Genomic DNA, 26921 nt, shown 5'->3' with positions numbered 1-26921 from the left:
GGGTCCCTTCGTGGCTGCTGGCATGGTTTTCGCAGAGATTCCCGGGGGCGGTGCATGACGATGCGCCAAGGGTGGGCATCTGCCCTAAGTCCATCATTTTGCGATGGCTTGTATATACACGTTTGAGGGGATGGGTGGCAAGCGGACAAAAAGAGGGGAACGGGCCCGAGGCGTTGCGCCTCGGCCTGGTGTTCGCCGCGTGGCCCCTGTTAAAGCTGCAACCGCTCCCCGATGAAATCCAGAAACGCCTGCACCCGCCCCGCCAGCGACGCGCTCTGATAAAACACCGCACTGATCGGTTGCCGGTCGTCAACCAGCATGTCTTCGAGAATCCGCACGAGCCGCCCGTCGCGCACGTCCGCGAGCGTCATGAAATCGGACAGGCAGGCGATGCCGCTATCGGCCAGCGCCAACTGGCGGATCGTCTCGCCGCTCGACGCCGTCATGGACGGCGCAATCTTCAGCGCCGCACGCTCGCCATCGCGCAGCGGCCAGCGGTTCAAGTGGTCGGGCGCGGTAAAGCCGATCAGACGATGCGCACGCAACGCCTCGACGGCATCCGGCTCGCCCCACTCCGCCAGATAACCCGGACTCGCCACGATGCGCCGCTTGCTGCTGCCGAGCGAGCGCGCATGCAGCGTCGAATCCTGCAGCACGCCAATCCGGATCGCGATGTCCACCGTCTGCTCGAGCAGGTCGACCACCCGCTCGTTGCTGGTCAGCTCCAGCTGGATCTCCGGATACAGCGCCGAAAACGCCTTCATATGCGGCGCAATGCAATGGAGCATGAAGGGTGACGCCGCATCCACCCGCAGACGTCCGCTCGGCCGCTCGCGCCGCCGGGCGACGGATTGCTCGGCCTCTTCCATCGCATCGAGAATCGTGCGCGCCCGGCCAAGGAACAACACGCCCTCTTCCGTGAGCTGCAGCCGGCGCGTCGTGCGGCGGATCAAGGCGGTATCGAGCTTCTTCTCAAGCCGCGTCAGCGCGCGGCTCACGCCCGACACCGTCTGCTGCAGCTTTTCGGCGGCGGCCGTGATCGAGCCGCTGTCGATCACGGTGACGAAGACCAGCAATTCGTCGGTGGACGTTTTCATTGTTGATTTCAAGTCAAGATTGATTTGAGACTAACACGCTTTTTGCCAGAATCAAGACGGCGGATACTGGCTCCATTGCAGCGGGATCCCAACCGGTCCCGTCCTCTCAGTTACCAGGAGAACCTCTTGAATATTTTCATCACCGGCGCCAGCGGTTTTATCGGCGGCTCGATTGCCGCCGGCTTCGTGCGCGCCGGACACCACGTGCGTGGCCTGATCCGCAACCCTGAACACGCAGCCGAACTCAAGCGCCTCGGCATCGAACCGGTCGTCGGCACGCTCGACGACCGCGCGCTGCTGATCGCCGAAGCCCGCGCCGCGGATGCTGTCGTCAATGCAGCCAGCAGCGATCATCGCGCGGCCGTGGAGGCGCTGATCGAAGGACTCGCCGGCTCCGGCAAGCCGTTTCTGCATACGAGCGGCTCGAGCATCGTCGGCGATGCGTCGGGCGGCGAAGCCGGCGCGGCCGCGATCTTTCATGAGGATGCCTTGCCCGAACCGACCGCCGATAAGGCCGCCCGTGTCGGCATCGACCGTCTGGTGCTCGAAGCGGCGCAGCAGAACATTCGCTCTGCAGTGCTATGCAACACGCTGATCTACGGCCACGGTGCCGTGGCCGGCAGCGCCAGCGTGCAACTGCCGCGTCTCGTGCGCCAGGCGCAGAAAAGCGGTGTCGTGCGGCACGTGGGGAGCGGCGGCAATATCTGGTCGAACGTACATATCGACGATGTGGTCGATCTGTATCGCCTCGCGCTGGAGAAAACGCCCGCCGGCACGTTCTACTTTGTCGAGAGCGGCGAGGCGTCGTTTCGCGACATGAGCGCCGCCGTCGCCCGTGCGATGAAACTCGGCCCGGCGCAAGACTGGCCGCTCGCCGACGCCGAGCAGGAATGGGGTTACGAAATGGCTAACTACGGGCTCGGCTCGAATAGCCGGGTGCGCGGCGAACGTGCGCGCAAGTTGCTGGGATGGCAACCGCGGCGCACCTCGGTGGAGGAATGGATCGAGCGGGAGATGATGTAATCCGTGTAAGCGATTCTGTTGCGAATCCGTAAGCTCAACTCGCTAGAATCCCGCGCAATGAATGGACCGATTCGTCAATGCGAGTCGGTCGCTGAGCCCGGATTCCCCGATGAGCCTCGCGCTAAATTTCGATTGGCTGACCAACCTGCTGGCGATCCTGTTCGTCGTAGCGTGCCTCTATGATGCGCGCTACGACGAGTACGGCACCTTGACGCTGTCGGCGGCGGCGATGGGACTTGTCGTCATGGCAATCGAACTGTTCCTCCGGCCTGCCTTCGAAATGTCCCTGTAGCGCACAGGACGGCGCCGCCCATTCACCCGGGCAGCGCCGCCGGGACCGCCGGCATGCCGGCTTGCCCCGCCCCTCACAAAACCGCGGCCACTTCCGGCGGCGCCCGGCGGAAGCCCCGCGTGAGCCAGCCGAGATAGACCAGTCCCAGCACGAACCAGATCGCGCCCAGCACCAGCGCCGTTTTCTCCAGGCTCACCAGCAACCACAGATCGGCCAGCGCACCCAGCACCGGGAACAACAGGCCGCCGAACACACCGATGGCCCGCGCACCACCTCTCGCGAGAAAGTACTGGCGCACCACGCACAGGTTGACCGCGGTGAACGCGAGAAACGCGCCGAAGTTGATGAACGACGTGGAGGTCGCGACGTCGAGCTTCAGGGCAATCAGGCCAACAGCACCGGCAATCGCGATGTTGATCGCCGGCGTCTTGAACTTCGGATGCACGAAACCGAAGATGCGCCTCGGCAGCACTTCATCGCGACCCATCGCATACAGCAGACGCCCCACGCTCGCCTGAGCCGAAATCCCCGAAGCGAATTGCGCGAGAATCAGCCCGGCCAGGAATACCGTCACGAAGATATCGCCGCCCACTTTGCGCGCCACTTCGAAGGCCGCGGAATCGGGATCCTTGAACACCGCGCCCGGATGCGCAAGCTGCACCGTATAGGCCGCAATCACGAAGATCGCCCCGCCGATCAGCGCAATCAGTACGATCGCACGCGGCATGGTCTTCTCGGGTTCAATGGTTTCTTCGGTCAGCGTCGAGACCGCATCGAAGCCGAGGTACGAATACGCGGCGATCGCGGCGCCGGCCATCGTCGCGGAGAACGGCACGTGCGGCTTGAAGAACGGCTCGGCGGAGATCAGGCCACCCGGTCCCATTGCCGCCGTCACATAGTGGCAGCACAGCACCACGAACAGTGCGACGATCGCCAGTTGCACCACCATCAGCACGATGTTGAAGCGGTTCGCCAGTTCGATACCGAGGATGTTCAGCACGCTCGTCAACACGATGAAGGCCACGATCCAGATCCAGCTCGGCACCTGCGGAAAAGCCGCGTTCAGATAGGCGGCGCCGATCAGCCAGATCACCATCGGCAGGAAGAAATAATCGAGCAGCGTCGCCCAGCCGATCATGAAGCCCAGATGCGCGCTGAAGGTCTTGCGCGTGTACGTGTAGGCCGATCCCGCTACCGGGAAGAGCCGCGCCAGCTTGCCGTAGCTCAACGCAGTGAACACGATGGCGATCAAGGCAATCAGATAAGCGAGCGCCGCCGTGTCGTCGCTCGCGCTGGCGAGCACGCCGTAGGTGCCGTAGACGATCAGCGGCGCCATATAGGCAAGACCGAACAGCAACACCGACGGCAGGCCGAGCGTGCGCTTGAGATGGGTGGTTTGCGTGCCCGCGCGTTCGGCGGGGGATGTAGTGCTCATGCAGTGTCTCCTTCATGATATTCGCCGGCCAGACTGGCCAGACGAACGGCCTGTATTGCGCGTGATAGGGTGTGATACGGACGTGCCGCATCACCCGGTTGGTGAAACAGGTTGAGTGCTGCAACTTCAGGTATTGAAACGCCGCGTCTGACGACAGCGGCTTGCACAAGCGCCGGGTCGGCGCCTGCGCCCTAACGGATCACGCGGGCACGCCGGCCGTCGTCGCCCTCGAGCGTCTTGAGATCCAGTGCGATGCGCGCGTCATGCAGGTAGCGATAATGTTCGCGCGCTCCTTCGAGCCGCGCCGGATCGAGCGTCGCCGGCAGCACCGTCTCCGCGGCACCCGCTTCGCAGACGACGTCGCCGAACGGATCGATCAGTGCCGACTCGCCGGGGAAGACCAGGTTGTCGTCCCCGCTTCCCGTGCGATTGACGAGCGCGGCGAACATCTGGTTTTCCATCGCCCGCGCCACGATCGCGCGGCGATGCACCGGGCCGAACGGATCCATATTGCCGTTGGTCACGAGCAGCAGGTCGGCGTCGAGCGAGGCGAGCGCTCGCGCGGTCTCGGGAAATTCAATGTCGTAGCAGATCAGCATGCCCACCGTCATGCCCTTGAAGCGGCACACTTCGTAGCGGTCGCCCGGTTCGAACACGCCGACATCCGACGCCCACAGGTGCGTCTTGCGATAGCGCAGCGCCAGCTCGCCTCGCTCGTCGATGAGTACTGTCGTGTTGTAGAAGCGGCTGCCGTCGCGCTCCGCGAGCCCTACCGCGACGGCCACACCCGCCGCACGCGCAGCGTTGCGCACGCGGGTCAGGGCGGCGCCGTCGAGCGGCTGCGCGATATCGGCGACCGTGTCGCGAGTCGGGAAGCCCGATAGGGTCGTTTCGGGAAAAACGATCAGATCCGTACCGGCCGCGCGCTTCGCGATCACGTCGAGCACGCGTTGTACATTGGGAGCGATCGCGCCATCCTGAATCGGAATCTGCGCCAGTTCGAGCTGCATTGATGTCTCCTGTGTCGACCCGGGTTAGCGCTTTGGCGTTGACTCGGATCCCATGCGAATTGTTGCGCCTTGCCAGTCCGCTTCATGGACGACGGCAGATTGTTTCGGCCGCCTGTGAAGCTTCGGGCTATTATCACCAGACATATTTATCGGGGAATCACCCGGCTGGGTTACCCTCAACGGAGCAGGCATGGAACTCGAATGGCGCGACCTCGCCTTTCACCGCGAAATTGGCGCAGTCATCGAGGCGCTCGACAGCACGCAGTTCTGGACCCGGCTCACCCGCGCGCTGGAACGCTACGTGCCCTTCGATAATTGGGTGGCACTGCGTTTCGCGCCGGATGAAGCGCCGCTCGTGTGCGCCGAATCGCCCACGCCCGACGGCACCGTCGACGCGATGTTCCAGGACTATCTCGCGGCGCTCTATCAGCTCGATCCGTTTTATATCGACGCCTGCGAGCGGCCCGCATCGGGCTTCGTCACACTCGCCGACGTCGCGCCCGACAACTTCACGATGACCTCGTATTACCAGCGCTACTTCAGGAAGAATATCGTCGGCGACGAGGTGCACTTCAACTATGCGATCGATGCGCGGCACACGCTGGCGTTTTCGCTGGGCGCGACACACCGCTATGGCGAGCGCGATCTCGCCGTGCTGGCGCTGTGCGCACCGTGGGTGATTGCGCTGATGCGCCAGCGTCTGCCGCACGAGACGTTCGAGGCGTCGCATGCGCCGGGTATCGACGATGCCGGCGAGACGATCGAAGGCGGCGCGCCAGGCGCCAGGGCCGGCGTCGATGCGCCGACCTACGCGGAACGCTTTGCGCAGGTGGCACAAGCCGGTGGGCACACGCCGCTGACGGCGCGTGAAGTAGAGGTGGCGATGCTGACGTTGAGCGGCTTCTCGACGCGGGCGATTGCCGAAAAACTATCGATCTCGTTCGAAACCGTGCGCGCCCACAAGAAGCACATCTATACGAAGCTCAACATCAATTCACAGTCCGAACTATTTGCGCTGTTCTACGAGGCGGGACCTCGCGGCGCGTAGCATCGCGCGGCTCAACTAAACCGCCCATCCGTGAGCCGCGGATCCGGACGACGCCCGAACGGCGACGGCAAATCCGCCGCCCTCCCCACCTCGACCACGTGCGCGGCCGGCGCCACGCCAGCGTAGCGCGCCCGCCGGCGGGCCGGCGCCGCCTGCGACAGACGGGCATAGCAGGCCACCAGCAGTCCCAGCCCGAAACCGAACACCAGGCCGGAAAAGCGAGGTCCCAGCGGATTGCCGCCAATCGACATCGCCAGCAGGCTCATGACCATCATCAGCGCGCGGCCCATCACCGGCAGGAACGGCATGTCGGGCGCGACGCGCCGCCAACGCCGATACGCCAGGCTGCCGCGAAACGCCGCATACAGGATCGCCGCGGGCAAGCCGAGGCCGAACAACAGGCCGCCGCTATACAACTGGTAGACCCAGAAGTTATGCCCCGCACCCCAGTCGCGAATCGCGTAGAAATCGGATGCGGTCATCTGGCCGGCCAGCGCCCAGAGATAGGTGGGCGAGTAACGATACCAATGTCCATAGCCCATGCCGACCAGCAGGGAACCAGGCGAGGCCGTGACCTGATCGTACTGGTCGCGCATTTCAGCGAGGCGTGTGACCGTCGTCGGGTCCATGCCGGTCTCCGACGTCTTCGCGGCGTAGACGCGTTGCGTCCAGTGTGCGGCGACCTCTGGAACCAGCGACGCCGCGCCGATCGCGGTGGCCGCGATAATCGCGGCGACCACCGTCGCGCGCATGGCCGAGGTGAACAGACGCCAGGTCGACGACGCGCCCAGCCAGGTCGCATAGATGAACAACAACACGGTGCCGATCGCCAGACTGCGCGTGACGCTGAACAATTCCACCAGCACGGTGCCCGCGAAGACCAGCAGCGCGATTTTGCCGAAGCGCCGCGAAATCACGAACTCGTGCATCAGCATCGCCTGCAGGGCAAGCAGCGTCGGCGACACAATGCGAAAGCGCACTTCCGCGAGATTGGCGCTTTCCATCATGCCGTTGACGAAGCTGAACACCAGCGAGACCGACATGGCGTAGAACAGGATGCGCTCGAACTGGGCGATGCGTTTCGCGTCCCACGCGTGGCAGGCGACCACGTAGCCGAGGTAGAACAGCGCGAACGGCAGCAGCACACGCAGGTAATTGCCGATTTCGTTTTGCTGGAAGAGTTGCGTAATGGCGCTGCCGGCCAGCGTCAGGCACAGCCCCGCGCCGACCAGCTTGCGAAGCCGCGAGTGGCCCGCTATCCGCGGGCCGGTCAGGATCAGCGCGAAGCCGGCCGCGATCGCCGGCGCGGCGAGCAGGATCTGCGCCAGATGGCTGCCGGCTTCGTCGCCCTTGTAGTCGACCGAGAGTGGGCATAGGAACAGCCAGACCCACACAATCAGGAAACGGTTGCGCATGCAATCCCCTTTCTTCTTCACGGCAACGTTCAAACCGGCGCCGGTGGCCGCGTCTGCCTGAATGCAGCGCACGCCGATCCAACGCCTCGCCGGCGTCATGCGGTCAAGGTAACGAAAAACGTTGTCGCGGTGCCGCATAGGGCCGAATTCGGCTAGGAGATGGCGGCCCTGGCATAAGTAGCCGCGCTACCGTCTCGTTACATATGCAAGGAGAAGCGAATGCGTATTCTTCATCTGGTCCTGGCGCCCAGGCTCTCGGGCGCGGAAGTGCTGGCCAAGGATCTCGCCATCCATCAGAAATCGTGTGGCGAAACGGTGGCGATGGCTTCGCTGTTGCCGCAGCACGCCGACTTCGTGGCCCTGCATGGCGATCTGGAAGCGCGCGAGGTGACCTGCATGTTTCCGGAGCGGTCTTACGGACGGCTCGGCAGGCTCTGGTGGCTGCATAGCGTCGTGCGCCGCTTCAAGCCCGATGTGCTGCTCGCCCACTCGACGATCCCCGCGTTTTACGCCCGCGTGTTGCCGCTCGGCGTGCCCGTCATCTACGTGATGCACTCGGCGACGAACGACTTCGTCCATGCGAAGGTGCGCGGCATCGAGCGAATGCTGTCCCGACGCGCGCGCGCTGTGATCGGCGTATCCGAAAACAACGTCAGGGAATACATCGAGGCAATCGGGCGGCATCGGATGATGCAGGTGATTCCGAACGGCGTCGATACCTCGCGCTATTTCTACCCAACCGGCACCGAAGACAGCGGCAGGCCGCCGCAGATCCTGCAGGTCGGCCGCTACAATCCGATCAAGAGCCACCTGCAGACGGTACGCGCCTTCGCCCAGATCTGCCACGCAGTGCCCGATTTGCGGCTAAAGCTGGTCGGCGTGCTCGAAGTTCCATCCTACTTCGCGGCGGTGCAGGATCTGGTGCGGCAGCTCGGACTCGAGCAACGCGTGACGGTAGACGGTCCGCGCTCCAACATTTCGCAGTTGCTGGCCGAAGCGACGGTGTACGCCATGCCGTCGCTGTCCGAAGCGCACAGCATCGCCCTGCTCGAAGCGTTGGCAACCGGCATTCCGGTGGTCGCCAACACCATCTCGGGGTTTGCGTACGCACGCAATTTTCCCTGCGTACAACTGATCGATACGAACGACACCGACGCCTACGCGAAGGCGCTTCTCACCGCATTGCGGCAACCGCGCACCGTGCGTCAACTGGCTGGTCTCACGCTGGGCGACGCCGCCGAGCAGTACCTGGCCATTTCGCGCAAGGTTGCGTTCGCCGCCTGAGGCGGCTAACGGCTCACTTGCCCGCGCACGACGGACACGCTTTCGGCGCGTCCTCGTAGCGGTCGTGATGCTTCACCCATTCGCCGAGGTTCCGGACTTCGTTGCGGCCTTTCGGGGCGATATCCAGGTGCGTGTAAGTGCCGATAAACGGCTCGCCGCCACGCGCATAGCTCGAATAGGTATGGAAAATATCGCCGGCCTCGTCCTTGTAAAACACGCTGTGGCCGGGCGCCTCATCGCCGAAGATTTCCTGCATTTCGAAGTTGTAGAAGCCCGTGCCGCTCGCGACCTCCTCCGGCGTAAACGACACGTGGTAGTCGAAGTTGAAATCGCTGTCATGCGACGACACCCAGCGAAAGCGCCAACCCATGCGCTTTTTGAACGCCTCGATCTTCGTGAGCGGCGCACGCGAAACGGCCATGTAGGAGACGTCGTGATGCTCGAGGTGCGGCAGCAGGCCATCGACACTGTCCGACAGGAACGAGCAGCCGGGACAGCCCTCCTTCCACTCCGGGCCCAGCATGAAGTGATAGACGATCAACTGGCTGCGTCCGTCGAACAGCTCGGCGAGCGTCTTGCGGCCTTGCGGCGTATCGAACGTGTAGGTCTTGTCGACCTTGACCCACGGCAGCGCCAGACGCTTGCGGTTGAGTGCGTCGCGCGCATGCGTGAAGGCCTTTTCTTCCGCCAGCAGCGCACGGCGCGCCGCCAGCCATTCTTCTCGTGAGACAGTGCTATGCGGTTCCATCTGCGTCTCCTTCCTCTGTGGTCAGGTGAAGTGGCGTTCGGGCGTGTCGCTGAACGCTGAATCATGAGTTTAAGCCTGACGACGCAAAAAAATACGCGGCGCATCGCAGATAAAGAAACTGCGACACGCCGCGTCAAGGTTGGAGAATCAATCCCAATCAGATCGCCCAGCCGCCGAGATAAAACGCGGCCAGCACAATGGCGATCGCCACGGTCCCGACGTTCAGCTTGCGATACTCGCCGCTCACAACGCGGCCGATCACCAGCGTGCTGAAACCCAGCATGATGCCCGTCACGATGTTGGCGGTCAGCACGATGAACACCGCGCAGACCAGGCCCGACATCGCGTCGACCATGTCGTTCATATCCAGCTTGCTCACGCTCGAGAGCATCAGCAGGCCGACGTACATCAGCGCCGGCGCCGTCGCATACGAAGGCACCAGACCGGCGAGCGGCGAGAAGAACATCACCACGAGGAACAGCAGACCGACCACGGCCGCCGCCATGCCCGTCTTTGCGCCGGCCGCCACGCCGACGGTCGATTCGATGTACGCCGCCGCCGGCGCGCCGCCGAGGAAGCCCGAGAAAATCGAGCTCAGCGAATCCGCGGTCAGCGCACGGCCGCCGTTGATGATGCGGCCGTTGGCATCGAGTTGACCGGCCTGCCCTGCCACCGCGCGGATCGTGCCGGTCGCGTCGAACACGGCCGTCATCACCAGCGCCAGCACGCTAGGCAGCACCGCCAGCGACAAGGCACCCTTGATGTCCATGGCGCCGATCAGCGACGCATGACCGGGCGCGCTCAGCGACGGCAGCGCGAACACCCCGTGATAGGTCACGGCCGGATCGATCAGCAGGCCGAGCGCCGAAATCGCGACGATCACGATCAGGATCGAACCCGGCACGCGACGGCGCACCAGCCCGAAGATCGCCGCCAGCCCCACCACCGACATCAGCGCCGGCAGCGCCGTGATATTGCCGAGCGAAACCGGCAGGCCGGCACCCGGGTTCTTGACCACGAGGCCCACGTCGTTGGCCGCGATCAGCAGCAGGAACAGGCCAATGCCGATCCCCGTGCCGTGCGCCACACCCGAGGGCAGATTGCGCAGGATCCACGAGCGCACGCCCGTCACCGAAATGCCGGTGAAGACGATCCCCATCAGGAACACGGCGCCAAGCGCCACCGTCGGATGCAGGCCCTTGCCCAGCACGAGGCCAAAAGCGGTGAAGGCGGTCAGCGAAATCGCGCAGCCGATTGCGATCGGCAGCCTGGCCCAGATGCCCATCAGCAGCGAGCCGAAGGCAGTGGTCAGGCACACGGCGACGAAAACCGCGCTGGTGTCGAAGCCCGCCTTGCCGAACATGCCCGGCACGACGAACACCGAATAGACCATCGCCAGAAAGGTGGTGACGCCGGCAATGATTTCCTGGCGCTGCGAACTGCCGCGCGAGGAGATCTCAAAGTAGCGGTCGAGAAAGCCCTTGGAGTCGAAAGTGTCGACGCCGACTTCAACGTCGGAAATCGGCTGGGCGTGGGGTTCCATCATGATGAGTGCCTCCTTTATCAGCATGCTGAAACAGCCGGGGCACCGGCTGTCATCAGGTTCGTCTCGTTGCGTTTATGTAGTGTGGTAGGGCAAGGTTTGAACGTTCGTCCCGGCGGACAGTCTGTGTTTCAGGCCGGCCCGCTATCGTCCGAAGATTCCCGACATCCCTTACAATCGGGCACCTACGTGTCGGGTCAAAACCTGTGGGGACAACCCGCGTTAGCACCGTTCGTCATTTGCTGTCCCGAAATGTAGGCCAATACAAATATGTCTCCCATCGCATGAATGGCATGCCGGTCATGTCTCGATGCTTATATCGTTTAAGCCACGGTGGCATACGGGTTCGGCCCGCGTGTTTACACCTACGGTCTGTCACGCGGCTGTCGCATGCCTGTTGTTCATCCAGGCGTGCGGCGTGCAGAGGCGCATGCCGCGCACGCGAACCCGGTCTGCGGTTTTCATGCCTGGCCGCGCCGGAACGCAGGGCGCCGCGGGTTAAACTCTGACGCATACGCCGTTTCAATTGCTGCAGCGGCGGGATGGCAGGCCATGCGCCGCCTCCCGCTCTCGCCCATGGAGTCCTTCTTGATGAGTGGCGGTTTTCCACGTCCAGCTTTCCGTTATCCGATCCTTCTCGTCCTTGCGGCCATGGCCCTGTCGGGTTGCAGCCTGCTGCGCGGACCGCAGCAGGCGCCGATCACCGAGGCCGTGCCGGTACTGGTCTCGCCGGACGGCTCCACGCTCGTCGCCGGGCCGCCCGAGACGACCGTGCAGACGGAAGCGGCCAAACCCGAAGCGCCGCCCAAACCCAAACGCCCCGTTGCTCCGCCCCGCAAGCCCGAGGAGCCGCCTGCGCCGCCGGTGGCCGCGCCCACGCCACCGCCCGCGCCTGCGCCGCTGATCGTGACGCGGTTGATCGACCGCAACCAGGCGCATGGGCTGCTCGACAGCGAAGTGCAGAAGCCCGACGGCAAGGTCGTGGGGCGCGCCGTCGATCTCGTGACCGACGCGAGCGGCAAGCCGATCGAAATGGTCGTCAACCTGCAGGGCTTCCTCGGCGTCGGCGACCGCAAGGTCAACTTCCCGTGGAACGTGTTCCGCTTCACGCCGAACGCGAAGGCCGCCACCATCACGCTCAACCTGGCGCCGGGCCAGGCGCCGCCCGCCGACCGTTCGAAGGCGGCCGCGGCGGCGGCCGGTGTCGCCACCGCCACGCGCTTGCCGCTGCTCGACGCCACCGTCGAGCGGCCCAACGGCGGCAAAGTGGGCCGCGTGGTCGACGTGCTGATCGACGGCAATGCGCAGCCGCAAGCCGTGGTGCTCGACGTCAGCGGCATGGTCAGCGCCGACCGCCGCACGATTGCGGCGAACTGGTCCGCGCTGCACTTCGGCACCAAAGACAAGGCGCTCTATCCGCTGATGGATCTCAGCGACGCGGCAATCGCCGCTTCGCCGGCATACGACGCCGGCCAGCCGATCCGCGCCGTCTCGCCGGCGCCGCCCCCTGCGCCCGCCCCCGCCGCGCCATCGTCGTCTACAGCGGCGGCTTCGACCGCACGGGCGTCCCGATGACAGGCCGGCTTATGGTTAATGCACGCAGCCTGCGCGCGCTCGACTGGATGAACTTCTTCGTCGCCAACGTGCAGACCGGCTTCGGGCCGTTCATCGCGTCCTACCTGGCGTCGCACAAGTGGACCCAGGGGGAGATCGGCATGGCGCTGTCCGTCGGCACGATCAGCGCCATGGTGAGCCAGGTGCCCGCCGGCGCCGCCGTCGACGCCATGCGCAACAAGAAAGGCGCCGCCGCCTGGGCAATCTTCGCGATCATCCTCTCCGCGGTGCTGCTCGCCAGCAGCCCGACGGTGTTGCCGGTGATCGCCGCCGAAGTCTTTCACGGCTTTGCGAGCTGCATGCTGGTGCCGGCCATGGCGGCGATCTCGTTCGCGCTGGTGGGACGCCAGAATCTCGGCGACCGGCTCGGCCGCAACGCGCGCTGGGCCTCGATCGGCAGCGCGGTGGCGGCCGGGCTGATGGGGCTGTTCGGCGAGTACTTCTCGTCGCGCGCGGTGTTCTGGCTGACCGCGGCGCTCGCCATGCCCGCGCTGGTGGCGCTGAGCATGGTGCAGGACACCGGCACGGTCGACCCGCTGCCGCAAGTCAGGCCCGCGCCGGACGCCGACGAAAAGCGCGAAAGCCTGCGCGAGTTGCTGCGCGACAAACGCATGCTGATCTTCGCGGCCTGCATCGTGCTGTTCCACTTGTCGAACGCCGCGATGCTCAACCTCGCCGCCGGTGAAGTGACGGCGGGCATGGGCGATAACGTGCAGCTCGTGATCGCGGCCTGCATCATCGTGCCGCAAGCGATTGTCGCGATGATGTCGCCGTGGGTGGGACGCTCCGCGCAACGCTGGGGCCGCCGGCCGATCCTGCTGTTCGGCTTTGCCGCGTTGCCGCTGCGCGCGCTGCTGTTCGCCGGGATCAGCAGTCCCTATCTGCTGGTGCCGGTGCAGATGCTCGACGGGTTGAGCGCCGCGGTGTTCGGGGTCATGCTGCCGCTGATCGCCGCGGATGTGGCCGGCGGCAAGGGGCGCTACAACCTGTGTATCGGTCTGTTCGGTCTCGCGGCCGGCATCGGCGCAACGCTGAGTACGGCGGCGGCGGGCTTCATCGCGGATCGCTTCAGCAATACGGTCAGCTTCTTCGGTCTCGCGGCGGCGGGTGCGCTCGCTGTGCTGCTGGTATGGGCCGCGATGCCGGAGACCCGCGAGAGCGAGACCGCGCCACAGGCGGAAGGGGTGCCCGAAGCGCGCTAACCTTTAGTCAATTGGCTGCCCTGCCGTTTCGCGCATGAACGGCAGCGGCAACAACGACACCAGCCCGCAGCCGATCAGATACCACGCCGGCGCCAGCGTGCTGCCCGACAACTGGATCAGCCACGTCGCGAAGAATTGCGCGAAGCCGCCGAAGATCGACACGCCCAGGCAGTACACGATGGACATGCCGGTCGCACGGATTTCGCGCGGAAACATCTCCGGCAACATGACGATGTTCGGCACGGCCGTGAACGCCACCAGCACAGCAAGCACCGCGACGACCGACAGCAACACGGTGACCGTCGGCGTGGCATTGATCAGCATGAACGCCGGATAGACGGCGGCAATCAGCAGGACGCGCGAGATCCACAGCACACGCTTGCGGCCCACGCGGTCGGACAACGCACCGGCGAACGGCGAGAGAATCACGGTGACGAATGCCGCGGTCCATGAGGCCCACAGTGCGAGCGACATCGGCAGATGCAGGATGCGGATCGCGTACGTGGAGAGATAGAACAGCACGATGTAGTTTGCCGCCGTGCCGCCGATGGTCGTCACGACGCCCGTTGCAATCACGCCGAGGTGGCCGCGAAAAATTTCGCGCACCGGCTGCCCGCGATCCACTGCGTCCTTGCTCTGCACGGCACTGGGCAAGGTTTCGTCGAGATGGCTGCGAATATAAATGCCGATCGGACCCATCGCCATGCCGATCACGAACGGCACGCGCCAGCCCCAGCTTTCCAGCGCGTGCGTCGACAGGCCGGCCGCCAGCGCGACGCCGAGCAGCGACCCGCAGACGGTATTCAGGCCCTGGCTCACGAACTGCCAGCTACCGTAGAAACCGCGCGTCCTGTCGCTGCCGTATTCCATCAGCAGCGAGGTGGAGGCGCCGATCTCGCCGCCCAGCGCAAAGCCTTGAATCAGGCGCGCGAGAATCACCAGCAACGGCGCCGCCACACCGATGGCCGCGTAGGTGGGCGCAAACGCGATGATCGCCGAGCCGAGCGTCATCATCCACAGCGTGAGGCTCATCGCCGCCTTGCGGCCGGCACGGTCCGCATAGGCGCCGAGTACGACGCCGCCGACCGGTCGCATGATAAAGCCCACACCGAACGTCCCCACTGCCAGCATCAGTTGCGCGAGTTGGCCTTCGACCGGGAAATACAGCTTGCCGATGATCGTGGCGAAAAAACTGTAGATCGTGAAGTCGAAAAACTCGAGACCGTTGCCGAGCGTGATCGCGGCGATCGCTTTCGCGTGGCCCAGGCGTCCACGGGATAACGCGGGTGCGTCGTGCGCCTGATCTTGCGCGACCGATGGCGAATGCGGTGCGGCGGAATAGTCCATTGTGTGTCTCTCCCTGATGTCCTGCTGCTGCGTGGCCGGCGTGGCCGGCCTCACCACCCTCACCACACCGTCACGCGAGAAACGACTCCGTCAGGCGCACCCAATAGGCAGCACCGGTGGCGAGGCAATCGTCGTTGAAGTCGTAGCCGGGGTTGTGGACCATGCACCCCCCCTCGCCGTCGCCATTGCCGATGATCAGATAGCTGCCCGCGCAACGTTCGAGCAGGAAGGCAAAGTCCTCGCTGCCGGTAAGCGGTTGCATGTTGGGAATCAGGCCCGCCTCGCCGAGCCAGTCGAGCGCGACCTGCTGCGCAAAGCCGGTCATGGCGGCGTCATTGACGAGTACCGGATAGCGGCGCTGATAGTCCACCTCGGCACGCGCGCCGTACACCGCGGCCTGCGCCTCCACAACCTCGGTGATGCGCGTTTGCAGATAGTCGCGAACCTCGGGCCTGAGCGCGCGCACCGACAGGCGCATTTCCGCACTTTCGGGAATCACGTTCGGCGCTTCGCCGGCGTGAATCGCGCCGACGGTGATGATCGCCATGTCGAGCGGCGCGATGTTGCGCGAGACGATGGTCTGCAGCGCGAGCACGATCTGCGCGCACACCACCACCGGATCGACCGCCTTGTGCGGCACCGCGCCATGGCCGCCGCGTCCGGTCACCTTGACGATCACCGTGTCCGACGACGCCATGAACGAGCCCGGCAAAAAGCCGAATTTGCCGGTCGGAAAACCAGGCATGTTGTGCATGGCGAACACCGCGTCGCACGGGAACGTCTCGAAGAGACCGTGTTCGAGCATCTTCTTCGCGCCGGCCAGGCCTTCTTCGGCCGGCTGGAAAATCAGATTCAGCGTGCCGTCGAACGACTTCGCCTGAGCGAGGTGCTTCGCGGCGGCGAGCAGCATGGCGGTATGGCCGTCGTGACCGCAGGCGTGCATCTTGCCGGGGATCGTGCTGGCATACGGCAGGCCGGTCTGTTCGTGGATCGGCAAGGCGTCCATGTCGGCGCGCAGCCCGAGGCGCTTCGTGCCGCTGCCCACTTTCAACTGGCCGACCACGCCGGTTTGCCCGAGCCCCCGCGTCACCGTGTAGCCCCATTCCTGCAGACGTTCGGCCACCAGGTCGGCCGTGGCGAATTCTTCGTACGCCAGTTCCGGGTGGGCGTGGATGCGGCGGCGCAGCGCGATCATTTCGTCTTCGAGATCGGCGATGCCCGCCGGGATGGCCATGGTGTTCACGTTGCTGTCTCCCTCAGTGAATCGGTGAATGCATGAGGCCAGCATAGCCAACGTGATTTTTGACGGGCAGGCGTAGAATCGTCACGACGGCAACCATGGGTTGCCACCCTCCGCTCGCTTAGATCCGATGAAACTCCATCAACTCAATACCTTGGCGGCAATCGCGGATACCGGCAGTATCCGGGCGGCAGCGCGCACGATGGGGCTTTCGCCCGCCGCGGTGACCAAGGCCGTGCGCGAACTGGAGGCGGACTTACAGGCGCCGCTGGTAATCCGCAGCGCGAGCGGTGTCGCGTTTACGGAGTTCGGCCGCGCGCTCGTCGTCCATGCGCGGCTCGTGCTCGGGCAACTGCAACGGGCCGAGGCGGAAATCGAAGCGCTGCGCGGCGCGGCGGCGGGGAAACTGTCGATCGGCGTCACGCCGTGGATCGCGCTGACGTTTTTGCCGCAGACCGTACAGCGTTTTCGTCGGCGCATGCCGGAAGTGCAACTGGAGTTCTTCGAAGGGTTGCTGGCGGTCGTCCAGCCGCGCTTGCGCGACGGCAGCCTGGACTTTTCGATCGGCCGGCCGCCGCCCGCATCGCCACAATCGGAGTTTCATAACGTGCCGCTGTTTTCCACGCATTCGGCGGTGGTGGCGCGGCGCGATCATCCGAAGGCCGGCTGCCGGACCTTGCTCGAACTGGAGGATGCGGAGTGGGTGCTCAACTGGGATCCGGCGAGCCGCGAATCGATTGCGGACAATCTGTTCCGGCAACGCGGCATGAAGGTCCCGCACACGATTCACCTCGCGCATTCGCTGGCGATCGTGCTGGGTCTGCTGGCGCATACGGACATGCTGAGCATCTTTCCGTGGCCGCTGGTTGAAGTCAGCAGTGCGAAGGAGAATCTGTGGGCCCTGCCGCTCAGAGAGACGGTGGATGAGACCATCGTCAGCATTACCTCACGGCGCGGCGCGCCGACGAGTCCCGCAGCCGCGTGTTTTCTCGATTGCCTGCGCGAAGTGATCGACGAAGGCGCGCGTTCGAAAGACCCCGAACACCGCAGGTTGTTTCACTCTATTGAGTTACTGCTGTAGTCCGGCCGGCAAGTTCCGGCGAAACCCGGCGGCCCCCGGCGCTAGCTGCGCGCCTTCGCCGCCGTCCGCTCGTGTCTCACTCGACCATACCTTGCCCGCCCGCCGGAACAGGACACGGCTGCGGATACTGGTTATCCGGCCCGTCGATGCAACCGGAGGCGCGTGCCACTTCCAGTTCTCGCATGACCTGCGCACGCGTTTTACCCTGCGACTTCGGCGCGTAAAACTCGTGCGGCCCTGGTGTCGGCTTGCTCAACGGCACCGTATCCACCGCCAGTGCGAGCGGAACGCACGCGACAGTCATCACCAGTCCCGCCAATAATTTCGTTGTCCACATGATCTATCTCCTATCAATGAGTCTTTATCCTAACCGCGTTCTGAAACGCCAGGATGATCGGAACATGATGGTTCCGTCATCTTCATTTCGGCACGGGGAACAAACGGGACACGCTTGTGTCCGACCTGATAGCGCCCCTCTCGAAAGAAGCGCTATCGCGACTTATATTAAAAATAAGATGTATTGAGGACAACGTTCCATTTTCATTCCACGGCAGCGCCCTGTTGCGATGCCGGGAAGCGCGCTCTCCAGGAAATAAGACATGCGAATTCTGGTTGTCGAAGACGAGTCAAAAACGGGCATGTATCTGCAGAAAGGCTTGAATGAAGCAGGTTTTGTGGTCGACTGGGTCAAAGACGGCATCACCGGTCAGCACCTCGCGCTGACCGAAGACTACGACCTGCTGATTCTCGATATCATGCTGCCCGGCCAGGACGGCTGGGCGATTCTGAAGAACGTGCGCCGCGAGCGGTCCACGCCGGTCCTGCTGCTCACTGCGCGCGACGAGGTCGGCGACAAGGTGAGAGGCCTCGAAATGGGTGGCGACGACTATCTCGTCAAGCCCTTCGAATTTGTGGAGCTGGTGGCGCGAGTGCGTTCGATTCTGCGCCGCGGACAAGGCCGCGAATCGACCTCTCTGCAGGTATCCAATCTGGCGCTCGATCTCACGCGCCGCAAAGCCACGCGTCAGGGCGACACGATACTCCTGACCGCGCGTGAATTCGCCTTGCTGTGGCTGCTGATGCGCCGGCGTGGCGAGATCCTGCCGCGCTCGACCATCGCCTCGCAGTTGTGGGACATGAACTTCGACAGCGACACCAACGTGGTCGACGCCGCCATCCGCCGGGTACGCGCCAAAGTCGACGACAACTACACGCCCAAACTGATCCACACGGTACGCGGCATGGGCTACGTGCTGGAAGAGCGGGAGCCGTCGGCCTGATGATGAGACACGTTTTGCCACGCACGCTGCGGGCGCGCCTGACCATCCTGTTCGCCGTCTCCACGTCCCTCCTGCTCGTCTTGAGCGGCCTGCTGCTTTATCAAGTGCTGAGGACAAGGCTTGAAGCCAATTCGGCGCGCGAGATGACCTCCATCCTGACGGCCCTGCAACTGGAACTGCAGGAGATTCCGGCGATTGCCGACATCGGCGCCAACCGCGAGACCTGGTACGACCGCCTGCACGGCCATCAGAGCATGGATGTCGCGATCTTCGACGTGGACGGCTCGCCGCTCGCCCGAACCAATGGCTACTGGCCGAATGCCGCCGTGTTGTCGGCGAGCGTCTCGCGCGCGCCGGTCCGTCTCGAGGCGCCGGGCTCGCCCATCCGGTTTCTGGTGGCCATGGTTCCCGTCGGGCGACCGGCTTCTGCGATGGTGCGGGTGGTCGTGCAATACGACGCTACCGCTGACCGGAGTTTGCTGCGAGCCTACGCGCTCAACATTCTGTCTGTCATCGTCATCGGCACGCTGGTGGGCGCCGTGCTCACCTGGTCGATGACGCGCTTCGGCCTGCGTCCACTGAGCCGGTTGACCGCACGAGCCGAGCAGGTGTCCAGCAGCCGCCTCGCGCATCCGCTGCCGGAGACCGAAATGGCGGGTGAACTGAAGGAGCTGAGTCACGCGTTCAACCGCATGCTCGCCCGGCTCGACGAATCGTTCACACGCCTTGCCCAGTTTTCCTCCGACCTGGCCCACGACATGCGAACGCCGCTCACCAACATGCTGGCCGAAGCCCAGGTCGCGCTCTCGCAACCACGCCCGGCCGACGAGTATCGTGCGGTGATCGAATCGGGCGTCGAAGAACTCCAGCGCCTGTCGCGCATGATCGACAACATGCTGTTTCTGGCGCGCGCAGACAGCGCTCAACGCAAGTTAGCGCTGCAACGCGTGGATGCCCGCCACGAGGCGCAACGGATGGCCGCCTACTACGAGATCATGACGGACGAGGCCGGCGTCAATCTCTCCGTCACCGGCCAGGCCAGCTTCGACGGCGAGCTGCTGCTGGTACAACGCGCCTTGAGCAACCTGCTGTCCAACGCCATCGCACATGCGCCGCGCGGCAGCACCGTGGAGCTGCACTGCGCCGAGATCATGGGCTGGGCCGAAGTGTCCGTCACCGATTCGGGACCCGGCATCACCAGCCCGCATACGGAGCACATCTTCGACCGCTTCTATCGCGTCGACCCCGCGCGTCATAATTCTGCGTCGGGCACCGGCCTGGGTCTCGCCATCGTGAAGTCCATCATGGAAGAACACGGCGGCAATTGCACAGTAGCAAGCGAGCCTCACGTGCGTACGACCTTTCTGCTGCGCTTTCCGCGCAACACGGCGTCGATGACGAAAATATCATCTTCGCATCACCGTCCACGCGTACCTCCCTCCGCAGAATAGGAACTGTCCGGAAGCAATCCTCTCCGGGCTCACCATCACTTCGGAGGACTTATGAAAACAGCCATCGTCATTGCCGCGCTCGCCATCACGGCCACCGCGCCCGCCGCCATGGCGTCCCGTGGCCAAGCCTACCCCTCGCCCGACGGCGCCAACCTGGCCACCGCCCAGCCGGTCCAGGTGCAAGCAGCCAGTCCGGCCGACCGGCAACCTCAGCCGATCGGCAAGAGCCGCGCACAGGTCCGCCAGGAACTGATCGAAGCGCTCCGCGCGGGCACGATACCGGCCACCAAAACCGACTATCCGCCGAGCCCCGCCACCATCGAGCTCAATCGGACCCGCTACGCCATTGCGGAGCGCTACTGGAGCACGACCGACTAGCGCGGCCGGATGAGCGGACACACGACCACCCGCCCGGCGCGCTCCGGGCACTCGACATTCGAAGGAACGACACCATGACCTATCCGCAGCGCATGCTCCTCGAAAATCTCGCCTGGGCGGAAGAGATCTTTCGTCAGGATGCCCACTATTTCTATCGGCTCACGCAAACGCAACAGCCCAAGGTGCTCTGGATCGGCTGTTCCGACAGCCGCGTGCCCGTCGAAAACATCACCGGTGCGCGGCCCGGTGAAATCTTCGTTCATCGCAACATCGCCAACCTGGTGGCGGCAGAGGACGAGAATCTCGCCAGCGTGCTCGAATACGCGATCGTCGTGCTGCGGGTGCAACACATCATCGTCTGCGGCCATCATTGTTGCGGCGGCGTCGGTGCGGCTTTGCGACCGCCCGTCGCCGGCATTCCGCGCGTCAATCGCCGCATCGAAAAAATCCGCACGCTCTCGCGCGCGCATGCGTGGGAACTCGCGGGCCTCGCGGACCTCGACGCCCGCACGGACCGCCTCGCCGAACTCAGCGTCGCCGCGCAGGTTCGGCACCTGCAGGAGATGCCGCTGGTGCGCGACGCCCCCACACCCATACAACTGCACGGCTGGATCTTTTCGATGGGACGCGGCCGCCTCGAACCCGTGACACCGTCCGTCTGGTCCAACGACGCGCAGCGCGCCGACGCGCTCTGTGCCGTGGCCTGAACCGCGCACTGAAGCGCGGCCCGCAACGTCAAGCAGGGCTCCCTGCGTGGCTTGCGCCCGATCGACCACGCCCTTCGCGCCGGCGCTTGCCGCGCCGGCCGTCTCTACCTGAAACGGATCACCATGACGAGACTCCCCTCCCTCTCACCTGACAAGCCAGCGCCACAGCGCGCGCATGCATTCACGTTTCAGCGCGGCGACGTTCTGGCCGGCATCACAGTTTTTCTGATCGCCTTACCTCTGTGCCTCGGCATCGCGACCGCATCGGGCGTCGAACCCTTTGCGGGGATTCTGTCCGGCATCATCGCCGGCCTGGTGGTCGCCCTGCTGAGCGGCTCGCGCCTCAGCGTGAGCGGGCCCGCTGCCGGTCTGGTGGTGATCGTCGCACAGGCGCTGGCGACGCTCGGCAGCTTCTCGGCTTTTCTCTGTGCGTTACTGATCGCGGGCGCAATCCAGATTGGACTCGGCGCGATACGGGCCGGCAAGCTGGCGAGCTACGTGCCGACGCCGGTGATTCACGGCATGCTCGCCTCGATCGGCATCCTGTTGATCGTGAGTCAGTTGCCGCTCACGCTCGGCCTGTCGAACGGCGCCCCTTCCTGGGTGGTGATGGGCCTGGCGCTGGCTTCGTTCGCGATTCTGCTCGTGTGGGACACGCGGGCGCTGCGCCGGTTTGCGTGGGTACGGGCGGTGCCTGCACCGCTTGCCGTCGTGGCCATGGGCATCGGCGCAACGGCGCTGCTGGGCGCATTCGCGCCGGATGGGTCGCTGCCGCAGGCGCAACGCGTCGACTTGCCGGCCATTGGTTCGTTCGGAATGCTCAGCGCCGTGCTCGACGCGCCGGATCTCACGCAGATTTTCAACCCGGCCGTCTGGCGCGTCGCCGTGGTGCTCGCGATTGTCGCGAGTCTCGAAACGCTTCTGAGTATCGAGGCCCTCGAAAAAATCGATCCCGCCCACCAGAAAGTGCCGCCCGATCGCGAGCTGAAAGCGCAGGGCGTCGGCAATATGCTGGCGGCACTGGTGGGCGCCCTGCCGATTACGGCGGTGGTGGTGCGCAGCGCGGCGAACGTGCAGGCCGGCGGCCGCAGCCGCCTGTCGTGCGTGGTGCACGCGCTGGCGCTAGTGGTCAGCGTCGTGGCTTTCACGCAGATCATCAACATGATCCCGTTGGCGTGCCTCGCAGCCATCCTGGTCCATACCGGCTACAAGCTGGCGAAACCGCAACTGTTCATCTCGATGGGACGCGCGGGATGCTCGCAATGGCTGCCGTTCATCGCGACCGTCGCCGGCGTGCTCGCCACCGATCTGCTGATCGGCATTCTGATCGGCTTCGGCGTGAGCGTCGTGCTGGTGGTCAAACGCAATATCGGCCGCGTGCTGACCTTGACGCGCGACGGCGACCACTATCTGCTGACCGTGCGCAAAAGCGCCACTTTCTTCTGCATGCCCCGCCTGAAGGACTATCTCGGCCAGATCCCGACAGGCGCCACCCTGATTTTCGATGCGACGCATGCCGACCATATCGACCATGATGTACGGGAAGTCGTGGCCAGCTATACCGCGGCGGCCACGGCCAACGGGATTCGGGTCGATTTCAAGCATTGGCCTGCGCATTAGCCGACGAGGACTGCGCAGGCCGGTTGTGGTTCGGGCCGGCCTGCGCCAAATAATCTGCCCTGTATATGCCGGTAATACATGGGGCAAAGCGGCTGGCGGTACTTTGGCGATCAGGGTGTTCCTGTGGTTTTTGCTCCCCGGTATTTCATCAGGATTCCTATGTCACTGGACATGGGTACGCCTCAGGAAATTCACCGGAAGACCACACCCTGACGTGTTCACGCCGGCCAGTGCGCGATGCAGCGGCGCCTCGCCAGGCGTGAGCCTTTCGCCATTGCTGTCACCCGCAAGGAAGACATCATGACTGTCTCTTCAACCAGCAACCCCAATGCAGCCGTATCGACCGATCCTTACGTCGCAACCGGCCCGAAGCCGCAACCCGTACAGGCACCACCGCGCAACCCGCCGGACAAGGGCAAGACAGCCCTGCACGAGTACCTTCGCCCGTTTTCAACCGCGTCGCTAGCCGGCGATGGGCACGCTTCCGATGCCGCCGCTGGTGCTTCCGCCGCCCATCCGGATGCCGGTCGCTCCAGCACCACGACGGTTGCCCCGCCCAGCGACACACATGACACCGGACAAACGGACGCGAGCGACCTCGAAACGACCCAGTTGCTCAACCAGTACGAACCGCAGACGAACAACGCCACGAATGTCCGGAAACTGGAGCACCTGCAATTGCTCCGGCAACGCGGCATGCCGCCCGGCGCGGCGCAGTTCGAAGCCCGCCAGGAAGGCGTCAGTGCCAAGATCGCCGATCTTCCGCCCCGGCAGCAGGACTATTACCGTGGCGCACAGGCCGCCTTCCTCAACCGGTACGAAACCGCCACCACGAAAGAACAGCGCGATGACGTCGTGCGCAAATTCGGCTCGTTCATGCACACGCTCGATCGCACGCATCGAAAATACATGAGCGATCCGGACTGGCGCGCACAGCGCTTTTTCGATCCGCCTGATGAAAGCCCGTTTCTGGATAAAAATGGGCAGTCCATAGCGAGCGGACTGGCGCGCTATCGCCACGACTTCGATGCAGCAACGACCTTCGGCGAGCGCGAGGCGGCGATCAGGGGCGCGGCGGCGTTAAAGCACGGACTGCAGCAGCAGATCGGCCATGCGATCGGGCATGCCGTCGCGCAGGTGAGCGCCGCCCAGAAACAGGCCGACGAGACCATCCTTGGTGCGATCAAGGACGCAGCGGGAATGACGGACAATGGCGATGCCAACACCACTCTGCCGTTCAACCGGCTGGCCTACTTCGCCAACAAGGTCTTCACGTCCGCCGCCAACGCACAGGAGTTCAGGGCGCTGCAGCAGGCGCATCCCGAACTGCTGGCAAAGCTCGGTGACTGGGCTCGCGAGGCCGGGGAGAAAACCGCGTGGGCACGCCAGACCATCGCGGGCAATCCGCTGCAGCGCCAGCCCACGCTTCCGGATGTCCCCAAAGGGTTTCTGGATGCCGACGAAAACCCGCTCCCCCTGGCCCACTACGGCGAGCGCTTGTTGAGCGCCTACCAGAACAGGCTCATTGACGTCTCCAACGCCAGCGAGCTCTATCACGCCGCGTCCCAGCACGGCCCCATCAGACAGCAATACCTTCAGGAGCACACGCCGCCCAAGCCCGAGTGGCAGCAGGAGCTGGAGGAGGTATTTGGCCGTCTCGTGCTGGGCATGATTCCGGGGGTGAACCTGTTCGTCAACCAGCTCGTCCCGCGCAGTCACCTGTCTGCGGACGCGAGGACAGCGGTGGATATCGTCAGCGGAATATTCGGTGCAGGCGTGTCGGGCGTGGCCTCGAAAGCCGGCATGGCATTCCCGGCGTTGTCAGAAGGCCTCGAAGACCTCAAGGGCAAGCTCAGAACGCCCGACAAAACGGGCACGGGTGGCGCGCAGTTCGGTGTACCCGAAACGTACGCCCGGAAACCGCAGGGCTCCCTGCACGCGGATCCGGACAGTTCCGGTGTCTTCAGGGACGAAACGGGCCAGGCCTACATCAGGTCAGGCGAGCAGATGTACCCGGTCAGATACGACAAGGACAATGGTACGTGGCGCGTCTATGTCCCGGAGAATCAGGCGAAGTACCAGTATCCGGTCAAGCTCGACGAACACGGCAACTGGCAGGCGCATGGCGACGTTGGGCTTCACGGAGGAACACCTGCGATATCGCCGGAAACACGGCAGCGCGCTGTCGAGCTACTGCGGGAAGGCCTGTCGCGACGTGAGGTCGGACGCCGTCTAGGTATATCTAAGACGACTGTAAACACAATCGCTCGGGAGGAAGGCATCCTCTCCTACTCTCATATACCGGAAGAAACAAGGCGGCGCGCTGTCGAGCTACTGCGGGAAGGACACTTGTCGCATGTAGAGATCGGCCGCCGCCTAGGTATATCTGCATCGACTGTAGACAATATCGCTCGGCAGGAAGGCATCCTTGCCACCCACGCAGGCAGGAGATCAGCCCAGCGTCCTGGGTCTCCGCAACCCGGCACTTCCACGGGAGGCTACACGCATCCAGGTGCGGCGCAAACCCAGCAGCGCGGGTCTCCCCAGCCAGGCACTTCCACGGGAGGCTATACGCATCCAGGTGCTGCGCAAACCCAGCAGCACGGGTCTCCGCAACCCGGCACTTCCACGGGAGGCTATACGCATCCAGGTGCTGCGCAAACCCAGCAGCGCGGGTCTCCTCAGCCAGGCACTTCCACAGCACCTCCGCCGCCTGAATCCCCTCCCTACATATTTCAGGCGATACCTCTGGTTTCCTATACCCCGCCTGGCTCGCCAGGGGTACACCCACCCGCATCGCCGGCCGGCAACCCGGGAGCTTTGCAGACGCCCCCTCCAGGCTCACCTCCTCCGGGCTCGCCTTCGCAAACATTCGGAACCGTGAATCTAAGTCCCTATTCGTTGCCCGGTTCACCCCAGCAAGACCCGCCCGGATCGCCGGGTAACGGACGCGGATCCCTGCAGACGCCCCCTCCTCCGGGTTCGCCCGCGGGACACTAACCCCGCTAGCCGTAGCATGGATGGCGGCTCGCGCGAAGCGCTCGAGTCAGCCACCGACGCCCCGGCGCCAGCAAATCCGATGATCAGGCTGGAGGCCGTCACAAGCCTTCGGCCTGATCGCTCCAGCTATCGCGCTGGACTAACCGTCAAGCGCAAACTGAAAACATTCCTCAATCCAGCAACTCCGCCGCCCGCTTGCGCAACACGCTGCCGAAGTCATCCAGCCACCCAATCGACAGACGCCAGCTCTGCCAGTACAGATCCACATCGACCGGCTTACCCGGCGCCATGTCCACCAACTCGCCGCTCTCGAGATGCGGCGCGATCATCCGCTCCGGGCACAGACCCCACCCCATCCCCGTGACGCACGCCCGCAAAAAGCCGGCAACATGCGGAATCCAGTGCAACGGCGGATCCATTTCCGCGCGGGTAATCCGGCGCATGAAACGCTTCTGCAACTGATCCTTCGGATTGAAGTCGACGCAAGGCGTGCGCCGCAACGTCTCGCGCGTGACGCCATCGGCAAAGTAGCGTTCATGGAAATCCGGCGCGCACACCGCCAGATAACGCATCCGTCCCAGCCGCACCGAACGGCAACCCTGCACCGGCTCGGCCTGCGTGGTCACCGCGCCCTGCACGCTGCCGTCGCGAATCCGCTGGGCGGTGTGGTCCTGATCGTCGATCACGAGATCGAGCAGCATCTCCCGCTCGACGCAAAAACCGGCGACCGCATCGATAAACCACGTGCCCACGCTGTCGTCGTTGACCGCCACCCGCAAGGTCGGCCACGACTCGACCCACGCCCCCGGCACGGCGGGCAAGCGCCCCGTCAACTCCGATTCGAGCAATTGCACCCGCTCCGTATGCCGGCACAGCAGCGCACCGGAGGTGGTCGCCACACACGGCTGCCCACGTTTGACGAGCACGCTGCCCACCCGCTCCTCTAGCAGCTTCACGCGCTGCGACACCGCTGACGGCGTCACATTCAGCGCGCTCGCCGCGCGGTCGAACGAGCCGTGGCGCACCACGGCAGCGAGCGCATCCAGCAAGGCGTAGTCGAGCATTAGCGTTCCTTAATCGGCATTACGTAAATTAGCTTCGCTTAT

Annotated in this window: 23 protein-coding genes; 13 read left to right on the top strand and 10 right to left on the bottom strand. The window is 64.4% G+C overall.

All coding sequences use genetic code 11. The annotated features are described in order from the left end of the window. Window positions 1-209: 209 nt before the first annotated feature. Window positions 210-1097, bottom strand: coding sequence for a LysR substrate-binding domain-containing protein (locus P3T42_RS21990; RefSeq protein ID WP_429307233.1), 888 nt, complete (start codon window positions 1095-1097; stop codon window positions 210-212). A 126-nt stretch (window positions 1098-1223) separates the two neighbouring features. On the opposite strand from P3T42_RS21990, the gene P3T42_RS21985 reads away from it, so the two are divergent. Continuing rightward, complete coding sequence (locus P3T42_RS21985) at window positions 1224-2120, top strand: NAD-dependent epimerase/dehydratase family protein (protein WP_429307232.1); 897 nt, start codon at window positions 1224-1226, stop codon at window positions 2118-2120. 109 nt (window positions 2121-2229) lie between these two features. Continuing rightward, entirely contained in the window at window positions 2230-2412 is a 183-nt protein-coding gene (locus tag P3T42_RS21980; protein ID WP_074297966.1) for a hypothetical protein, read from the top strand. A gap of 73 nt (window positions 2413-2485) precedes the next feature. Here the strand turns inward: P3T42_RS21980 and P3T42_RS21975 are convergent, their stop codons facing one another. Together P3T42_RS21975 and P3T42_RS21970 are read right to left on the bottom strand one after the other, a co-directional pair. Next, window positions 2486-3847 carry an APC family permease gene (locus tag P3T42_RS21975; protein ID WP_074297965.1) on the bottom strand — a complete coding sequence of 454 codons (1362 nt, stop codon included), beginning with the start codon at window positions 3845-3847 and terminating at the stop codon, window positions 2486-2488. 191 nt (window positions 3848-4038) lie between these two features. Further along, window positions 4039-4857, bottom strand: coding sequence for a carbon-nitrogen hydrolase family protein (locus P3T42_RS21970; RefSeq protein WP_429307231.1), 819 nt, complete (start codon window positions 4855-4857; stop codon window positions 4039-4041). A gap of 190 nt (window positions 4858-5047) precedes the next feature. Here P3T42_RS21970 and P3T42_RS21965 point away from each other — a divergent pair, with 190 nt between their 5' ends. Beyond that, window positions 5048-5905 carry a response regulator transcription factor gene (locus P3T42_RS21965; RefSeq protein WP_429307230.1) on the top strand — a complete coding sequence of 286 codons (858 nt, stop codon included), beginning with the start codon at window positions 5048-5050 and terminating at the stop codon, window positions 5903-5905. Window positions 5906-5916: 11 nt separating this feature from the next. Here P3T42_RS21965 and P3T42_RS21960 read toward each other — a convergent pair whose 3' ends face one another. Further along, the gene (locus P3T42_RS21960; RefSeq protein WP_429307229.1) at window positions 5917-7320 is read right to left on the bottom strand and encodes a hypothetical protein; all 1404 of its coding nucleotides are present in this window, start codon (window positions 7318-7320) and stop codon (window positions 5917-5919) included. A gap of 219 nt (window positions 7321-7539) precedes the next feature. On the opposite strand from P3T42_RS21960, the gene P3T42_RS21955 reads away from it, so the two are divergent. After that, window positions 7540-8604, top strand: a complete 1065-nt coding sequence (locus P3T42_RS21955) for a glycosyltransferase family 4 protein (protein ID WP_074297958.1) — start codon at window positions 7540-7542, stop codon at window positions 8602-8604. A gap of 13 nt (window positions 8605-8617) precedes the next feature. Here P3T42_RS21955 and P3T42_RS21950 read toward each other — a convergent pair whose 3' ends face one another. Together P3T42_RS21950 and P3T42_RS21945 are read right to left on the bottom strand one after the other, a co-directional pair. Then, window positions 8618-9352, bottom strand: a complete 735-nt coding sequence (locus P3T42_RS21950; RefSeq protein WP_074297956.1) for a DUF899 domain-containing protein — start codon at window positions 9350-9352, stop codon at window positions 8618-8620. Between the two features lie 157 nt (window positions 9353-9509). Beyond that, entirely contained in the window at window positions 9510-10898 is a 1389-nt protein-coding gene (locus P3T42_RS21945; RefSeq protein ID WP_074297954.1) for an NCS2 family permease, read from the bottom strand. A gap of 588 nt (window positions 10899-11486) precedes the next feature. Here P3T42_RS21945 and P3T42_RS21940 point away from each other — a divergent pair. Continuing rightward, window positions 11487-12470: a PRC-barrel domain-containing protein gene (locus P3T42_RS21940; RefSeq protein WP_429307228.1), complete on the top strand. Its 984-nt coding sequence runs from the start codon at window positions 11487-11489 to the stop codon at window positions 12468-12470. Continuing rightward, window positions 12467-13711, top strand: a complete 1245-nt coding sequence (locus P3T42_RS21935; RefSeq protein ID WP_429307227.1) for an MFS transporter — start codon at window positions 12467-12469, stop codon at window positions 13709-13711. Before P3T42_RS21940 ends, P3T42_RS21935 begins: the two co-directional genes overlap by 4 nt. A 3-nt stretch (window positions 13712-13714) precedes the next feature. On the opposite strand, the gene P3T42_RS21930 is transcribed toward P3T42_RS21935, so the two are convergent. Both P3T42_RS21930 and P3T42_RS21925 read right to left on the bottom strand, forming a co-directional pair. Continuing rightward, a complete protein-coding gene (locus tag P3T42_RS21930; protein WP_429307226.1) occupies window positions 13715-15058 on the bottom strand; it encodes an MFS transporter in 1344 nt (447 codons plus the stop codon). A gap of 70 nt (window positions 15059-15128) precedes the next feature. After that, on the bottom strand, window positions 15129-16301 hold the full coding sequence (locus tag P3T42_RS21925; RefSeq protein ID WP_429307225.1) for a M20 aminoacylase family protein: 1173 nt from the start codon (window positions 16299-16301) through the stop codon (window positions 15129-15131). 127 nt (window positions 16302-16428) lie between these two features. On the opposite strand from P3T42_RS21925, the gene P3T42_RS21920 reads away from it, so the two are divergent. Then, window positions 16429-17379 carry a LysR substrate-binding domain-containing protein gene (locus P3T42_RS21920; protein WP_429307224.1) on the top strand — a complete coding sequence of 317 codons (951 nt, stop codon included), beginning with the start codon at window positions 16429-16431 and terminating at the stop codon, window positions 17377-17379. 76 nt (window positions 17380-17455) lie between these two features. On the opposite strand, the gene P3T42_RS21915 is transcribed toward P3T42_RS21920, so the two are convergent. Then, window positions 17456-17716: a DUF4148 domain-containing protein gene (locus tag P3T42_RS21915; RefSeq protein WP_074297941.1), complete on the bottom strand. Its 261-nt coding sequence runs from the start codon at window positions 17714-17716 to the stop codon at window positions 17456-17458. 262 nt (window positions 17717-17978) lie between these two features. Here P3T42_RS21915 and irlR point away from each other — a divergent pair, with 262 nt between their 5' ends. From irlR to P3T42_RS21885, 6 genes are all read left to right on the top strand, one after another. Next, entirely contained in the window at window positions 17979-18659 is a 681-nt protein-coding gene (gene irlR, locus P3T42_RS21910) for a heavy metal response regulator transcription factor IrlR (RefSeq protein ID WP_074297939.1), read from the top strand. Continuing rightward, entirely contained in the window at window positions 18659-20110 is a 1452-nt protein-coding gene (locus P3T42_RS21905) for a heavy metal sensor histidine kinase (protein ID WP_074297937.1), read from the top strand. The genes irlR and P3T42_RS21905 overlap by 1 nt, the downstream gene beginning before the upstream one ends. Before the next feature lie 51 nt (window positions 20111-20161). Continuing rightward, window positions 20162-20488: a DUF4148 domain-containing protein gene (locus P3T42_RS21900; RefSeq protein ID WP_429307223.1), complete on the top strand. Its 327-nt coding sequence runs from the start codon at window positions 20162-20164 to the stop codon at window positions 20486-20488. A gap of 74 nt (window positions 20489-20562) precedes the next feature. Then, window positions 20563-21195, top strand: coding sequence for a carbonic anhydrase (locus tag P3T42_RS21895; RefSeq protein ID WP_429307222.1), 633 nt, complete (start codon window positions 20563-20565; stop codon window positions 21193-21195). A 123-nt stretch (window positions 21196-21318) separates the two neighbouring features. Then, complete coding sequence (locus tag P3T42_RS21890; protein WP_429307221.1) at window positions 21319-22815, top strand: SulP family inorganic anion transporter; 1497 nt, start codon at window positions 21319-21321, stop codon at window positions 22813-22815. Window positions 22816-23115: 300 nt separating this feature from the next. Further along, window positions 23116-25815 (top strand): helix-turn-helix domain-containing protein, encoded by a 2700-nt coding sequence (locus P3T42_RS21885; RefSeq protein WP_429307220.1) that lies wholly within the window; start codon window positions 23116-23118, stop codon window positions 25813-25815. A 170-nt stretch (window positions 25816-25985) separates the two neighbouring features. On the opposite strand, the gene P3T42_RS21880 is transcribed toward P3T42_RS21885, so the two are convergent. Beyond that, window positions 25986-26879, bottom strand: a complete 894-nt coding sequence (locus tag P3T42_RS21880; RefSeq protein ID WP_429307219.1) for a LysR family transcriptional regulator ArgP — start codon at window positions 26877-26879, stop codon at window positions 25986-25988. Window positions 26880-26921 lie beyond the last annotated feature (42 nt).

Source organism: Paraburkholderia sp. GAS38 (assembly GCF_050434965.1).
Taxonomy (GTDB): domain Bacteria; phylum Pseudomonadota; class Gammaproteobacteria; order Burkholderiales; family Burkholderiaceae; genus Paraburkholderia; species Paraburkholderia phenazinium_A.
Note: the sequence above shows the minus strand (reverse complement) of the source record. Positions and strands in the feature narration are given on the sequence as shown.